11 protein-coding genes, 1 pseudogene and 1 CRISPR repeat array (1 of these 13 running past the window's edge) are annotated in these 14,281 nt (G+C 54.5%); of the genes and pseudogenes, 7 read left to right on the plus strand and 5 right to left on the minus strand.

The genetic code is table 11. The features are described from left to right. Window positions 1-365 (plus strand): annotated as a pseudogene (locus J4377_RS01240) (DUF6164 family protein). Window positions 366-386: 21 nt separating this feature from the next. Here the strand turns inward: J4377_RS01240 and J4377_RS01245 are convergent. The 5 genes from J4377_RS01245 to J4377_RS01265 form a co-directional block, all read right to left on the minus strand. After that, entirely contained in the window at window positions 387-1,079 is a 693-nt protein-coding gene (locus J4377_RS01245) for a cupin domain-containing protein (RefSeq protein WP_120385929.1), read from the minus strand. Between the two features lie 136 nt (window positions 1,080-1,215). Then, on the minus strand, window positions 1,216-2,265 hold the full coding sequence (locus J4377_RS01250; RefSeq protein ID WP_253486413.1) for a metal ABC transporter solute-binding protein, Zn/Mn family: 1,050 nt from the start codon (window positions 2,263-2,265) through the stop codon (window positions 1,216-1,218). Between the two features lie 28 nt (window positions 2,266-2,293). Continuing rightward, on the minus strand, window positions 2,294-3,184 hold the full coding sequence (locus J4377_RS01255; protein ID WP_009723865.1) for a metal ABC transporter permease: 891 nt from the start codon (window positions 3,182-3,184) through the stop codon (window positions 2,294-2,296). Continuing rightward, window positions 3,168-3,902: a metal ABC transporter ATP-binding protein gene (locus J4377_RS01260; RefSeq protein ID WP_038486467.1), complete on the minus strand. Its 735-nt coding sequence runs from the start codon at window positions 3,900-3,902 to the stop codon at window positions 3,168-3,170. Before J4377_RS01260 ends, J4377_RS01255 begins: the two co-directional genes overlap by 17 nt. Window positions 3,903-4,199: 297 nt before the next feature. After that, window positions 4,200-4,862, minus strand: a complete 663-nt coding sequence (locus J4377_RS01265; RefSeq protein ID WP_038480446.1) for a hypothetical protein — start codon at window positions 4,860-4,862, stop codon at window positions 4,200-4,202. A 154-nt stretch (window positions 4,863-5,016) separates the two neighbouring features. On the opposite strand from J4377_RS01265, the gene cas1f reads away from it, so the two are divergent. The 6 genes from cas1f (at window position 5,017) to cas6f (ending at window position 13,520) form a co-directional block, all read left to right on the plus strand. After that, on the plus strand, window positions 5,017-6,000 hold the full coding sequence (gene cas1f, locus J4377_RS01270; RefSeq protein WP_198349554.1) for a type I-F CRISPR-associated endonuclease Cas1f: 984 nt from the start codon (window positions 5,017-5,019) through the stop codon (window positions 5,998-6,000). Further along, window positions 6,000-9,344, plus strand: a complete 3,345-nt coding sequence (gene cas3f / locus J4377_RS01275; RefSeq protein WP_253486414.1) for a type I-F CRISPR-associated helicase Cas3f — start codon at window positions 6,000-6,002, stop codon at window positions 9,342-9,344. Before cas1f ends, cas3f begins: the two co-directional genes overlap by 1 nt. A gap of 224 nt (window positions 9,345-9,568) precedes the next feature. After that, on the plus strand, window positions 9,569-10,945 hold the full coding sequence (csy1, locus tag J4377_RS01280; RefSeq protein WP_038480455.1) for a type I-F CRISPR-associated protein Csy1: 1,377 nt from the start codon (window positions 9,569-9,571) through the stop codon (window positions 10,943-10,945). Continuing rightward, window positions 10,938-11,906: a type I-F CRISPR-associated protein Csy2 gene (gene csy2 / locus J4377_RS01285; protein ID WP_253486415.1), complete on the plus strand. Its 969-nt coding sequence runs from the start codon at window positions 10,938-10,940 to the stop codon at window positions 11,904-11,906. The genes csy1 and csy2 overlap by 8 nt, the downstream gene beginning before the upstream one ends. A 15-nt stretch (window positions 11,907-11,921) precedes the next feature. Beyond that, a complete protein-coding gene (gene csy3, locus J4377_RS01290; RefSeq protein WP_038480461.1) occupies window positions 11,922-12,947 on the plus strand; it encodes a type I-F CRISPR-associated protein Csy3 in 1,026 nt (341 codons plus the stop codon). A 3-nt stretch (window positions 12,948-12,950) separates the two neighbouring features. Then, the gene (gene cas6f, locus J4377_RS01295; protein ID WP_038480464.1) at window positions 12,951-13,520 is read left to right on the plus strand and encodes a type I-F CRISPR-associated endoribonuclease Cas6/Csy4; all 570 of its coding nucleotides are present in this window, start codon (window positions 12,951-12,953) and stop codon (window positions 13,518-13,520) included. Between the two features lie 129 nt (window positions 13,521-13,649). Next, a CRISPR array of direct repeats spans window positions 13,650-14,281; the repeat unit is 28 nt; unit sequence GTGCGCTGCCGCCCAGGCAGCTCAGAAA (it continues 3,598 nt past the right edge of the window).

Consider the following 14,281-nt stretch of genomic DNA (forward strand, 5'->3'; position numbering starts at 1 on the left):
ATGGCCCACTTGCTGTTTCGGCTACGCCACGTGACCGATGAAGAGGCGTTGGAAGTACGCCAATTGCTAGATGAGCAGGGCTTTGATGTCTATGAAACCAGGCGGGCTTTTTTCGCCTGGGTGTCGATGCAATTTGGCTGCGTAACACTGCTCAGCGCGAGGCCGCTGAAGCGGCATTGGCGGCGTATCAGGAAAAGCGTCAAGCTAAAGCACGGCGAGAGCACGAAGAAGCGGTTGCCAGTGGCAATGCACCAACATTATGGCGGCGCTTCCTCGCCCACCCCGTGCAAGTCGTACTGGTAATCGTTGCCGTGGTGCTGATCGCCCTATTAACGCTGCTGCCGTTTATTGGCTTGGTAGGCTAGATTTGTAAACAGTTTTGTAGATTAGCTGGGTAGCTTAACAGTGGCTAAGTGCCCGCGTTTTAGATAAAGCTGCACGCCTTCATTACCCGCGCGTAACTGAGGTGCCGCACCTACTGGGTAGCGGCACCAGCTGCCGGTAGCATATTCCTGCTCATCACTGAGCAGAGAGCCTTCCAGTACAAACAGCTCTAAACCACCGGCAAGCGGTGGATAAGACACTAGTGTATTGGCTTCCCAGCGCTCTAGGCTGACTCGTTCTGGGCCATACTGTTTTGAACTATAGGTGTGCAGCATTTTGTAAGTAATACCTGGCCGTCGGTCGGGCTGCCAGGGCAGCCTATGGGCAGGCACGGCCAGTTGCAGAATATCGTTTTCATCAAACTGGTGTAGCTTCACCAGAATAAGTGCGCCTTCTTCCCCTATTTGCGGGGTATGACCAGTGCCAATCGGGTTGCGTAAGTAGCTGCCTGCCGGGTAACGGCCATGCTCATCGGCAAAGACACCTTCCAGCACTAAAATTTCTTCACCACCACCATGAGTATGGCGGTTGAACTGGCTGTTGGGCGCGTAGCGTACCAAGCTAGTGGCTCTGGCGACTTCGTCGCCAATGCGGTCTAGCATCATGCGCTCTACACCCGCGCTGGGGGAGTCCACCCAATGGTACTGATCCGGCGTGACACTGGCAAAGTGGCTAAAATCGGCGTTCAGGCGCATGGTGTTGGCTCTTTGCAGGGGGGAATTTACAGAGATGAAAATTTACAGCAGTAGTGCAAGTCTCCCCATCCCTGGGACAAAATGCAACGCAAAAAAATACCGCCCTGCGGCGGTATTCAATAGTTAACTTTTTGGCTTAATGCTCATGACCATGATGATCGTGTTCATGAGCATGATCGTCATGACCCGGTTCAGCTAATGCTGAGTGCAGCACGTTCGCATTATGACGCATCATGCCTAGGTAAGTGCTGGCATCGCCTTCGCTGGCCAGTGCATCGGCATACAGCGTGCCAGCAATCGGTAGGCCGGTTTCTTCGGCGAGCTGATTGATGATCGCCTGGTTGGTCATGTTCTCGTGGAACAGCGCCTGCACGTTTTCCTGTTCGATGACATCCACCAGCGCGGCCATGCTGGCGCCGCTGGGGTCAGCCTCGGTAGAAAGGCCGACAGGGGAAAGAAAGTTCACCCCATAAGCGTTTGAGAAATAGCCAAACGAATCATGGCCGGTAATCACGCTGGCAGAAGCGGGAATATCGCTCAGCAAATCACGAATTTCATGATCAGCCTCGTCTATTGTCGCTAAATAGCGCTCAGCATTCGCTTGATAACTTTCAGCATTAGCACTGTCTGCTTCGATTAAGCCATCGCGAATATTGGTAACGTAGACCTTTGCCTGCTGTAGATCCTGCCATGCGTGAGGGTCGTCATCACCATGGTCATGTTCACTGTGATCGTGCTCGTCGTGCCCGTGGCCATGATCGTCGTGGCCATGGTCGTCGTGTCCATGGTCGTCGTGTCCATGATCGTCATGGCCGTGTTCTTCATGATCGTGTTTGGCAAAGGCGCGGGGTTGAATGCCGTTGGTTGCGGTGACCAATGCACCCGTATAGTCGCTAGACTCAATCAAACGCTCCATCCAGCCCTCAAACAGCAGTCCGTTAAAGACCACCACATCTGCGCTGGCCAGCGCGCGGGCGTCGCCTGGGCTTGGCGAATAAACATGCGCATCGCCGTCAGGGCCGACAAGCGACGTTACGTCAACGTGCTCGCCGCCCACGTTTTCGACCATATCAGCCAAGATAGAGAAGCTGGTCACTACCTGAACACGGTCGTTAGCCATTGCCGCAGGCAATGCCAGCATGGCCGAAACACCCACCCACCAGCGCGATGAAGAGAAAAGCGACATATAACGCTCCTTCAAAAATAACAAAGAGTTATGACGACTGTTCAAGCGCCAGCGGCGTTGTCTTACGCCGCAGCTTAGCGGCTAAGCTGTGATAGCGGCCGAACAGTGCCGACAGTAGATAACCCACCCCAGCCAGCAGAATAATGCTCGGCCCTGACGGGGTATCAAGATGAAACGAAATCAATAGCCCGCCGGTACTGGCGATCATGGCCAATACCACGGCAATACCTATCAAGCCTTCCAGCCGCTTACTCCAAAACCGTGCCGCAGTGGCAGGCAGCATCATTAAGCCCACCGCCATTAACGTGCCCAAGGTTTGGAAACCCGCGGTTAAATTAAGCACCAAGAGCCCTAAAAAAACGCTATGTACCCAGCTGCTACGGCGGCTTTGCCCGCGTAAAAACAGCGGGTCTAAACACTCCACGACCAACGCGCGGAAAATGATCGCCAAAATAATCACAATCAGTGTGCTGATAGAGGCAATGAGCAGTAGCGCTGTGGAGTTAATCGCCAAAATTGAGCCGAACAGCACATGGGTTAAATCCACGCTGCTGCCACCCATAGAAATGAGTAATACTCCGGCTGCCAGCGAGATAATAAAAAAACTCGCCATAGCCGCATCTTCCCGCTGGCCGCCCATTTTCGACACTGCACCGGCAAGTAAGGCCACCATCACGCCGAACAGAACGCCCCCGGCGCTCATCACCGGCAGAGAGAACCCTGCGAGTAAAAAGCCCAGCGCCACCCCAGGCAAAATAGCGTGGGCCATCGCATCGCCAATCAGGCTCATGCCCCGTAGCACCAAAAACACGCCCAGCGGCGGGGCAGCCAGCGAAAGTGCCAAGCCACCCACGACCGCACGTCGCATAAAGCCATAATCAAAAGGTGCAACAAACCATGCATCAAGCAGTGCCAGCATGACGACCTCCCAAAGCAAACGGCACTACCTTGGCCGATGCATGTTGGTGGCTAAGCGCACTAGGCGCGACCCAGCGACCATGGCCACCACTTAGCATCAAAACTTCATCGGCTAGGCGGCTCAGATGATCCATGTCGTGCAGCACAATAATGATGGTCACGCCTTCATCAGCCATTTGGCGCAAAATACGAATCAAGATATCCACCGTATCGCTATCTACGTTGGCAAACGGCTCATCCAGTAACAAAAGCTCCGCTTCCTGCATCAACGTACGGCCAATCAGCGCCCGCTGGCGCTGGCCACCGGAAAGCTCACCCAAAGGGCGGTGGGCTAAATGAGAAATGCCTAAGCGCGCCATGATGTCGCGACCCTTGCGATAATGCGCCGCACAGTAGCCTTTCAGCGCCCCATGGCTTGGCCAACTGCCGGTCATCACCAACTCTTCCACGCTCATCGGAAAGGTAAGGTCCAGAGCCAGTTGCTGCGGTAACCATGCGCGGCGTGCTTTATCAACGGTGCAAATCACTTTGCCGCTAATAGGCCGCAGTTCACCCATAATCGCCTGGATCAACGTGCTTTTGCCCGCCCCGTTGGCGCCGATAAGCGCCGTAATAGCACCAGGTTTTATGTCACCATCGACATGCTCAAGCACCGTGCGCCCGCCTTGGGCAAGGTGCAAATCATGCAGTTGCAGGCGTGAAAGTGAACGTTCACTCATAGCGGCCACCCACTTGCCCACAAAACTAAACCCCATAAACCCAGCAGCGGCAGTGCCACTAGACCCAACCGCCTCGCGGCAGATAATGACATCAGCGAAAAATGACAAGGACCTTCCTTGTTATGGCGATGCATATGCTCACTCATTGAGTGTCCTCGCTAACCAATAAATAAGTATAACATAACAATTGGTAAAACCAAAAAAGCCCGATATTTTACGCGCTCCTGGTGTGCTGACAATCCTGTTGCACTGACAATGTTTTTAACATGACCATGGTGTGCGGCGATTACTACGCGGCTAATAGCGCCAAGCAGCGCCAATTTGCTGGGGTGAGACAAGCAGTGCGTATTCACCGTTCAACGTGACAGGCCCAACTGAGAGGCGAGCAGGTTGAAAACGGTTAATTGCGCTAGAAGCCTGGTTGGGCTGCGTCCAAATTTGTAGCTCACTTACCAACATGCCGGTGGCAAAGTTCACGGCACCATCCCGTTCACGACCATCGGCGGCAATCACGGCCCCAGCCAGGCTATTGACCACCAGTGAACTAATGCGTGCATCAAACCCACGGCGCTCACGCTCCGCCTGAGCAAGCTCTAAGCCGAGTGCCTGTACGCCGCTTAACTCACCACGTGCCTTCAAGCGCTCGTACTCAACCAGTGCCGCCTGATGCGGCTGCCGATCGATCAACATGCCCCCGAGAGCCAGCGCCGACTTCACCACCCCCACCCGCGCATCAAAACGATCATCGCGGCTACTAGCCTCGCTTGACTGGTAAGCATTCAGCGCAAAACTCGCCGCATAAATGCCCGTCCAGCCTGCCTCCCACCACGCTGCGTGGTTCGCCCCACGCTCAAACACCTCATCGTAAGCCGACCAGTCAGCAGACGTTTGGGCCTGGGTTTGCGTAGACAGCGTGAGCAGCACCAGCGCGGAAGCCGCCAACACACGAAACATCGGCATAGCGAATCACCCAAATAAGAAAAGTAACGCGCAGCGTAGCACGTTGAGCCAAAGGCGCTAGCGTGGAATCGGTGTGGGCTAAGTATGACTAAGGTCAATAGCGAGGTTGGGTAAAGAATGGTTAGATGGGAGGAAACTAAAAAGGAGCGCTGTCATGGATGATTTCTCACCGTCAGATCTTAAAACCATCCTTCACTCCAAACGTGCCAATCTCTACTACCTCCAACACTGTCGGGTATTGGTGAACGGTGGCCGCGTAGAATACGTCACCGACGAAGGCAGCAAATCCCGCTACTGGAATATCCCCATTGCCAATACCACCTCACTACTATTGGGAACGGGCACTTCGATAACACAAGCGGCCATGCGTGAACTTGCCAAGGCAGGTGTGCTGGTTGGGTTTTGCGGTGGTGGCGGCACGCCACTATTTGCTGCCAATGAAGTCGATGTGGATGTTGCTTGGCTGACCCCGCAAAGCGAGTACCGGCCCACGGAGTATCTCCAATATTGGGTGCGCTTCTGGTTTGACGATGCCAAGCGTCTGGATGCCGCCAGGGCATTTCAGCAGGCACGCCTTACTCGCATTGAAGCGCTCTGGACAAATCGCGTGATGAAAGACGCTGGCTTTAGTATTGCCACTGATCACCTGCACAGCGCACTTGCCCACCACCGTGAAGCGATCAGCAAAGCACCGAGCACCGTCGATTTACTTACCCTTGAGGCCCGGCTCACCAAAACGCTTTTCAAGCTGGCCGTGAATGCTGTCGACTACGGTGATTTCACCCGCGCCAAGCGTGGCGCAGGCACTGATCCTGCCAACCGCTTTCTTGATCACGGCAACTACCTCGCCTATGGCCTAGCGGCGACCGCCACCTGGGTATTGGGCATTCCCCACGGGCTTGCGGTACTGCACGGTAAAACCCGCCGGGGTGGGTTGGTGTTTGATGTAGCGGATTTGGTGAAAGACGCGGTGATCCTGCCCCAAGCGTTTATTTCCGCCATGCGCGGGGACGAAGAGCAGGAGTTTCGCCAAGCATGTATTGAGCGCTTAACGCGCACCGAATCTCTCGACTTTATGATTGATACGCTAAAGGAAGTCGCCCAGGAGCTGGGGCAAGAGTTGAGGAGCGGCGAGTAATGAACGTGCTGCTGATTTCCCAGTGCAATAAAAATGCACTCAAGCAAACTCGCCGTGTTCTCGATCAATTTGCCGAACGCCGCGGTGACCGCACCTGGCAAACACCGATTACTCAGGCAGGGCTGGATACGCTGCGCAAACTGCTGCGTAAAACTGCCCGTAAAAATACCGCTGTTGCCTGCCACTGGATTCGTGGCCACGATCAAAGCGAACTGATGTGGGTAGTGGGGGATGCGTCGCGGTTTAACATCAATGGCGCAGTACCAACTAATACCACTGCAAGAGATATCCTTCGCCGCCGCGATGAAAACGACTGGCATAACGGTGAAGACATTTTATTGCTCACAGCAATGGCTGCGTTACTCCACGATCTGGGAAAAGCCTGCGATGCCTTTCAGCAGCGGCTGAAAGGCAAGCTGGAAGGGCGTAATTTATACCGCCATGAGTGGATATCACTACGCCTATTCCAAGCGTTTGTAGGGGGTGACGACGACGCCACGTGGCTTGCACGCTTAGCCGAAGGCCAATACCAAGAACAGCAGTGGCTAGAAAATTTAGAACGCGACGGGATAGATAAATCCACGTCTACAGTGTTTAGTTGTTTACCTCCGCTGGCTGCTGTGCTGGGTTGGCTGGTGCTTAGCCACCACCGGCTACCTTTAAAACCGCCGGAAAAAGATGGTGAAAAAGAAATGCGCTGGGGCAGAGGAAACTCACCACTTCAGGCAGAACAGCTGGGCGGCTTATTTGCTTCTATTCATGCCGAGTGGAACGAGATTCCTGAGACGCAAGACCCTAAACGCATCGCGCCTTACTGGCGATTCAGCAGCGGATTGCCTGTCACAACATCGCGCTGGCAAAAGCGGACAGCGGTAATCGCGAAGCGACTGCTGGCGCGTTTGCCACAAAGCGGGAACTTGCTGGAAAGCCGCTACGTTATGCACTTAGCCCGGCTTAGCTTAATGCTGGCCGACCACCACTACTCAAGCCTTGAAGACTTACAGCATCGTGTGCGCGGCGAACCCAACTATCCGTTAATTGCCAATACCGTGCGCAAGACAGGGCAGCCCAATCAGCCGTTAGACGAGCATATTTTAGGAGTTGAGAAACACGCGGCAGCGGTTGCCCGTGCACTACCCAGCGTAGACAGCCACTTACCCCGTTTAGCGCGCCATAAAGGCTTCCGTAAGCGCAGTAGCCACCCACGCTTTCGCTGGCAGGATAAAGCTTTCGACCTTGCTCAATCGCTAAGGGAGCGCAGCCAGCGCCAAGGCTTTTTTGGCATTAACATGGCGTCCACCGGCTGCGGTAAAACCCTCGCCAATGGCCGTATTATGTATGCTCTGGCCGACCCCCAGCAGGGCGCGCGCTTTAGCATCGCGCTGGGGCTGCGCACGCTAACCCTTCAAACTGGCCAGGCTCTACGTGATCGTTTGCATTTGGGTGAAGACGAACTTGCCGTGCGCGTGGGTGGCAGCGCTAATAAAGCCCTGTTTGAACACTACGAGCAAGAAGCCGAAGCTAGTGGCTCGGCGTCTAAGCAAGCGCTGATCGAAGAAGATGCTCACGTGGTGTTTGACGGCAATTTTGATAGCCACCCGGTACTGCGTCGTTTGAGCGATGAGCCGGGCACTCGCGCGCTGATCGCCGCGCCCATTTTGGTATGTACCGTTGACCATCTAGTGCCTGCCACGGAAAGCACACGCGGCGGGCGGCAGATCGTGCCCATGCTGCGCCTGATGAGCAGCGATTTAGTGCTCGACGAAATCGACGATTTCGATATCAACGACCTGCCGGCGCTTACCCGGCTAGTCAATTGGGCGGGGCTGCTAGGTTCACGGGTATTGCTGTCATCGGCCACCTTGCCGCCTGCGCTGGTGGAAGGTTTGTATGAAGCCTATCGCAGCGGTCGGGAAGCCTTTCAGCGTCACCGGGGCGAACCGGGTTTGACGGTGGATATTTGCTGCGCCTGGTTCGACGAGCACGACCGCCAGCATGAAAACTGTGCCAGTAGCGAGACCTTCAAGGCCGCGCATCAGGCCTTTGCCAAGCATCGGTTAGAGCGCCTCGCCAAAAGCCCAGTACGCCGCCGCGCGGATATTTTAGCGTTGCCGCCGCTGGGCAAACGCCCTGAAGAGATAAGGCCAGCCATTGCGACCCTACTGCGTGAGAATGCGCTAGCACTCCACCAGCAGCATCACTCCGTTGACCTACATTCGGGTAAACGGGTCAGCTTTGGCTTGGTTCGCATGGCTAATATTGATCCCTTAGTGGATGTCGCCAGGGCGCTGTTTCAGCAGGGCGCGCCGGAAGGTGTACGCATCCACCTCTGCGTTTACCACTCCCGACACCCGTTGGTGATGCGCTCTAGCATTGAGCGCCGATTAGACAAAACACTGCAACGGGCGGAGCCTGATCGCGTTTTCCAGCAACCGGATATTCGTCGCCTGCTAGATAGCAGCAAGGAGCAGGATCATCTGTTTATCGTTCTAGGCTCGCCGGTGACGGAGGTGGGCCGCGACCACGACTATGATTGGGCCATAGTGGAGCCTTCTTCTATGCGCTCGATTATCCAGCTGGCGGGCCGAGTACGCCGACACCGCGAGCAGGTGTGTGAATCGCCCAATATTTTGCTGCTCGATACTAACCTCAAACATTTAGAGCAATCTGGAAAGCCTGCCTTCCACAAACCTGGCTTTGAAACAGATCTTCAATGGCGTCTGAGTAGCCACTCGCTTAGTGAGCTGTTAACGGAAGATGAGTACAAGGTGATTGATGCCCGCCCCCGTGTGCTGGCAAGGGAAACGTTGCACGCCAAAGATAGCCTGGTAGACCTGGAGCACGAACGGCTACACCAACTAATGATCGAACAGCCCGCCGAGCCGTTAACCAAAAAAGAGCTACGAATCGGCAAAACGCCTAAGCCGCCACCCTTAGGAGCCTATAGCTGGCATGTGATGCCGCAACTGCATTTAACTGGTGTATTGATACAGCGCGACCCATTTCGCAAGCAGCTCGAATCTGAAATAACGCTAGCGTTGCTGCCTGATGAGAGCGGTGAAACCTGGACGCTACACCGCGTAGACGATGGCGCAAGGCGTGGTGAAAAACTCTACGTTCCGGTGGAAGAGAGTCTTCTGGTGCGGGTAGACCTGGCAAAAGAGCAGGGCGAGCGGATACAACCCTGGGGCGCAAGCGACTACTTAACAGCTCTGGCCGACTTGGCTGAAGACCTGGATATCTCCCTGGATCGCGCCGCCCGTACCTTCGGCACGGTAACGGCCTCGGCTAGAAGCCAGCGGTGGGGGTATCACCCGGTGTTGGGGTTTTGGCGGAGCAAATGAAATTAAGCATGCTCGTTAGTATCCGCGAGCGTTTCGTGTACAAGCGTTTTGATGCCAGCAAGCGCATCCGAGCTGTCATTAGCAAGCCAGGAAAGACTTGGGAAATGAGAGCATAAACCTACAAACTGTTGATCTTCTTCAGACCAAAGAATACTAAAGATGTGGTCGCTGTGATTTATCATTATTTCTATGCCAGCAGGGTGGGATAACGACAAGGAGAATGTATGGCAGATAATAGTAGAGCGCCAGAAATACGCTCTGGGATTGAAGCCTTCTTAAAAGAGCGTTTCGATACCAGAGCGGACAAACTAGCCTCTGATGATCCTAAGTATCAAGCGCTAGTTGAGCAGTTTCAATTCGATAACTGGATAGAGAGTGCCGCAAAGCGGGTCGGTCAACTACAAGTCGTCACCCACTCCCTCAAGCCTATCCATCCCGATGCCAAAGGCTCCAATCTTTACGCCCCACCTGAATCGCTAAATAACCACTCTCTTGTCGGCAGCCACACGCTACCCGCTGATTTTGCGGGCGATGTCGTAGGGAACGCTGCCGCCTTAGATGTTTATAAGTTCTTGAAGCTGCAATTTGAGGGAAAGTCGCTACTTGAGCGGGCGCTGGAAAACGACACTGAGCTGGCAAAAGCGTTAAGCGATAATCCTGAGCAAGCTCAGGCGTGGATCAGCGCCTTTGCGGCGATTACCGAACCGCGTGGTGAGCACGCCTCGCATACCCGAGGCAAACAGCTCTACTGGCTGGTGGGGGATGACGCTGCAGACGTAGAAAATGACGCTGAGAACTTCCATCTGCTAGCACCGCTCTACGCCACTTCTCTGGCGCACCTTGTCTTTCAAACCATTAACCATGACCGTTTTAGCGAAGAGGCCAAAGAGGCACGTAAAGCCAAACGGGAAGGCAAATACGCTGAGCACTCGGTGCACAGTTATCCCAACTTGGCCGCCCAGAAAATGGGTGGTACCAAGCCACAAAATATCTCGCAGCTGAATAGCGAGCGGGGCGGCAATAACTATTTACTAGCTTCCATGCCACCCAGTTGGAATGTGCGCGATATTCGCCCACCACTGAAAGTCGCATCGGTTTTCTCTCACCCTGGCGTCTTTGACAGTCGTTCAGACGTGCGCTCGCTGGTGAAAGACCTCAAACAGTTTCTTGAAACGAACCCTACGTCAGACATGCATACCCGCGACCTGCGCGATGACTACACCGCCATGTTGATGGACGAGCTGGCGCTGTTTGCCATGCAGATGCATAGCCTGCCTGCGGGCTGGAGCGACGATGAAAAGTGCGAATTATCAGTAGAAGAAATTTATTGGCTAGACCCTGGTCGCGCCGAAGAGGATATCGCTTTTCGTGAAGCCCGAAACAGCGTGGAGTGGGCAGACGATATTCGCCACCGCTTTGCTAGCTGGCTCAATACCGCGTTAGACGGAAAACTGCCGTTGGGTGATGTGGAGTTCCGCCACTGGAAGAAAGCGCTCGCGAACGATGCGACCCATCAACGCCTGCAGGATCGTGATCGCCGCTGGATGGAAAGCCTAACGGAAGACTTAACCAACCTGCCAGGAGGTGATGACGATGAGTGAAGTAAAAAACCTCCTAGTTCTGCCGCGCCTGCGTGTACAAAACGCCAACGCGATTTCCAGCCCAATGACCTGGGGCTTTCCTGCCATGAGTGCATTTGTAGGTTTGATGCATGCTCTGGAGCGGAAGTTAGCAGGGGCGAGTCTTCCCGTTTTGTTAGACCGCGTTGGGGTTATTTGCCATGACTTTGAAGCCCAGGCCACTGAGGGTGGTTACATCCGTGGCTTTCACTTGACGCGTAATCCGGTGGATAAGACAGGCGGTACGGCAGCGATTGTAGAAGAAGGGCGTATCCATCTGGATATTACGCTGATCTTCTCGATTGATACCGGCTCTGTAGAAAGCGAGCATCAGAATATCGCTAAACAAATCGGAGAGATTGTAGCGGGCATGCGCATTGCCGGAGGCAGTGTCATCCCTAACCGTGCGGTGCCAACCCATAAACAACGCCCGCAATGGGTCACGCTTGATGACGATGAAGAGCGGCGTCAAACGCAGTTCGCGCGCTTAAAGCGGCGCTGGCTGCCGGGCTTTGCCCTCACCCTTCGGGATGATTACCTCACCGAGCACCTTCAAACGCTGCAACAGCACAACCCCGATGCCAGCTTGCTGGATGCGTGGCTAGACCTTTCTCGTCTTAACCATTACTGCACGTTAGAAAATGCAGGCGAGCCGAACGAGAAGCCTGTTTGGCAGGCCCAGCGGCCCTATCGCGGCTGGCTGGTGCCTATCCCCGTGGGTTATGGCGCTATTTCTGATCTTTTTAAGCCTGGAGAAGTGGCCAACGCCCGCGATACCAAGACCCCGTTCCGCTTTGTCGAAAGCCTCTACTCCATGGGGGAATGGGTTAGCCCGCACCGCATGAAGAAACCTGAAGACCTGCTTTGGTACGTTGATAACGACGAAGAAGCGGGCCTCTACCGTCTCAATAACGACTATCACCTTCGCGCCTCAGCACAGTAAACAAGGAGCTTTATCATGGCTAAAAACGATACCCTCAAAACCGCTTCTGTCCTCGCGTTTGAGCGCAAGCTCGACCCTTCCGATGCGCTGCTGTACGCCAGCCATTGGGATAAGCGCCAAGATGAACAGCAGTGGCAGCCGGTGGTGGTGCGTGAAAAGTCGGTGCGCGGCACGATTTCCAACCGCTTGAAGGCGAAAGACCAAGATCCTGCCAAGTTGGATGCACAGATTGAAAATCCCAACCTGCAAACGGTGGATGTAGCCACGTTGCCCCATGATGCGGATACGTTAGTTGCACGTTTCACCCTACGTGTTTTGGCCGGTGCTGGAACGCCCTCAGCTTGTAATAACGCTGAGTACCAAGCCAAGCTTGAACAGGCAGTTGCCGAATATAAACAGGCGCAAGGCTTCGATGAGCTGGCGCATCGTTATGCCAATAACCTCGCTAATGGTCGCTTTCTGTGGCGTAACCGCATGGGCGCAGAGCAAGTCGAGGTCAGCATTCGCCAGTTGGCTCAAGGCAAAGCCACCAAAGAGTGGACGTTTGATGCACTGTCGCTCTCGTTGCGGGCTTTTGAGTACACCGCTGAGCTTAAAGAACTTGCGGGTGTAATCGCCTCCGCGTTGGCGGGCGAGCAGCACTTACTGCTAGAGGTGGTGGCTTATGTCCGCATGGGTAGCGGACAAGAGGTGTTTCCTTCTCAAGAGCTGATTCTTGATCGAGGCCGTGGCGACAAGAGCAAAACGCTTTATCACGTCAGCGAGATTGCCGGTATTCATTCGCAGAAGCTGGGTAACGCTATCCGTACCATCGACACTTGGTACCCCAATGAAAACGATGAAGATCTGGGGCCTATTGCTGTCGAGCCTTATGGCTCGGTGACCACCCAGGGCAAAGCGTATCGCCAGCCCAAGCAGAAAGCTGACTTCTACTCACTGCTAGATAACTGGATGATCAAAGACCAAGTGCCTTCTGAGGAGAACCAGCACTTTGTGATGGCAACCCTGATCCGTGGCGGCGTGTTCGGCGAAGCGGGGTAAGCCATGGATCACTATATCGATATCCGTTTAAGGCCCGACCCGGATTTTCCAGAGCCGATGTTAATGGGCGCGCTTTACAACAAGTTGCACCGGGCGCTTTTCGACCTGGAGGCCAATGATATTGGCGTCAGCTTCCCAGGTCATAAGCATGGTATCCGAGCGCGAACGTTAGGCGACCACCTGCGTTTGCATGGCCCTCATGCGCGGTTGAAGCAACTGATGGGCGCTGACTGGCTAACTGGTATGCGCGACCATACACAAGTCAGCGAGCTGCTTGCCGTGCCTGAAGGAGCGAAGCATATCAACGTGGCGCGCAAGCAGTTCAATACGGGCAGTCCAAGCCGCGCAAAACGCTACGCTAAACGGCATAACATCTCAGAAGATGAGGCACGGCAGATCTATGCCAAGTTGGCTGAACGGCGTATAGAGCTACCCTTTGTACAGATCAATAGCCGTTCTACTCAACAGCGATTCAGCCTGTTTATAGAACATAGCAAAGCTCATGAAAACGCAGTGGCGGGTGCGTTTAACCACTATGGTTTAAGCAGTAACGCTACCGTGCCGTGGTTTTGACCCTTTTTTTCAGTATGAAAATAGGCAACCAATAATCAACCACTTAGCGGTGTCGCTCAAAAAAGGGTGATACCGCTTTTTTCCATCGAAGCTCTTTAACAATCAGCACATTAATTTTGATATGCTCTAGTGCGCTGCCGCCCAGGCAGCTCAGAAAGTTATCAGCCGGTATTCATATTTTATCGGCTCGTGCGCTGCCGCCCAGGCAGCTCAGAAAAGGTAAAGACCAAGGTTCAAGCCGCGCTAATCGTGCGCTGCCGCCCAGGCAGCTCAGAAATACTAAAATGGCGAACAGGTCGCGCACGCTGGGTGCGCTGCCGCCCAGGCAGCTCAGAAAATATCTGCATTAGTTCGCCCCATCGTCGTACAGTGCGCTGCCGCCCAGGCAGCTCAGAAAGTACTTCTCCTCCTGTAAGCGCTTCTTGCCTGGTGCGCTGCCGCCCAGGCAGCTCAGAAAATCCACTCAAATAGCTCTGGTGAATAGTGAGAGTGCGCTGCCGCCCAGGCAGCTCAGAAAATCGGGATCGACAAGGCCATCAGCAGAAGCACGTGCGCTGCCGCCCAGGCAGCTCAGAAAACAATCATCGGAGGCGCTACAGCTATTTGTCAGTGCGCTGCCGCCCAGGCAGCTCAGAAATATACTCAAAACAACCCTTCCCGCGCCAGTGTGTGCGCTGCCGCCCAGGCAGCTCAGAAATCGCTCGATGACGTTACTACAGAAATTGATATGTGCGCTGCCGCCCAGGCAGCTCAGAAAAAAG

It is taken from the genome of Halomonas sp. XH26 (assembly GCF_024138895.1).
Classification (GTDB): Bacteria; Pseudomonadota; Gammaproteobacteria; order Pseudomonadales; family Halomonadaceae; genus Vreelandella; species Vreelandella alkaliphila.

What these genes read in the sequence shown, in the direction of transcription:
- J4377_RS01245 (WP_120385929.1), bottom strand. Translation starts at nt 1,079, where the DNA reads ATGCGCCTGAACGCCGATTTTAGCCACTTTGCCAGTGTCACGCCGGAT.
- J4377_RS01250 (WP_253486413.1), bottom strand. Translation starts at nt 2,265, where the DNA reads ATGTCGCTTTTCTCTTCATCGCGCTGGTGGGTGGGTGTTTCGGCCATG.
- J4377_RS01255 (WP_009723865.1), bottom strand. Translation starts at nt 3,184, where the DNA reads ATGCTGGCACTGCTTGATGCATGGTTTGTTGCACCTTTTGATTATGGC.
- J4377_RS01260 (WP_038486467.1), bottom strand. Translation starts at nt 3,902, where the DNA reads ATGAGTGAACGTTCACTTTCACGCCTGCAACTGCATGATTTGCACCTT.
- J4377_RS01265 (WP_038480446.1), bottom strand. Translation starts at nt 4,862, where the DNA reads ATGCCGATGTTTCGTGTGTTGGCGGCTTCCGCGCTGGTGCTGCTCACG.
- cas1f (WP_198349554.1), top strand. Translation starts at nt 5,017, where the DNA reads ATGGATGATTTCTCACCGTCAGATCTTAAAACCATCCTTCACTCCAAA.
- cas3f (WP_253486414.1), top strand. Translation starts at nt 6,000, where the DNA reads ATGAACGTGCTGCTGATTTCCCAGTGCAATAAAAATGCACTCAAGCAA.
- csy1 (WP_038480455.1), top strand. Translation starts at nt 9,569, where the DNA reads ATGGCAGATAATAGTAGAGCGCCAGAAATACGCTCTGGGATTGAAGCC.
- csy2 (WP_253486415.1), top strand. Translation starts at nt 10,938, where the DNA reads ATGAGTGAAGTAAAAAACCTCCTAGTTCTGCCGCGCCTGCGTGTACAA.
- csy3 (WP_038480461.1), top strand. Translation starts at nt 11,922, where the DNA reads ATGGCTAAAAACGATACCCTCAAAACCGCTTCTGTCCTCGCGTTTGAG.
- cas6f (WP_038480464.1), top strand. Translation starts at nt 12,951, where the DNA reads ATGGATCACTATATCGATATCCGTTTAAGGCCCGACCCGGATTTTCCA.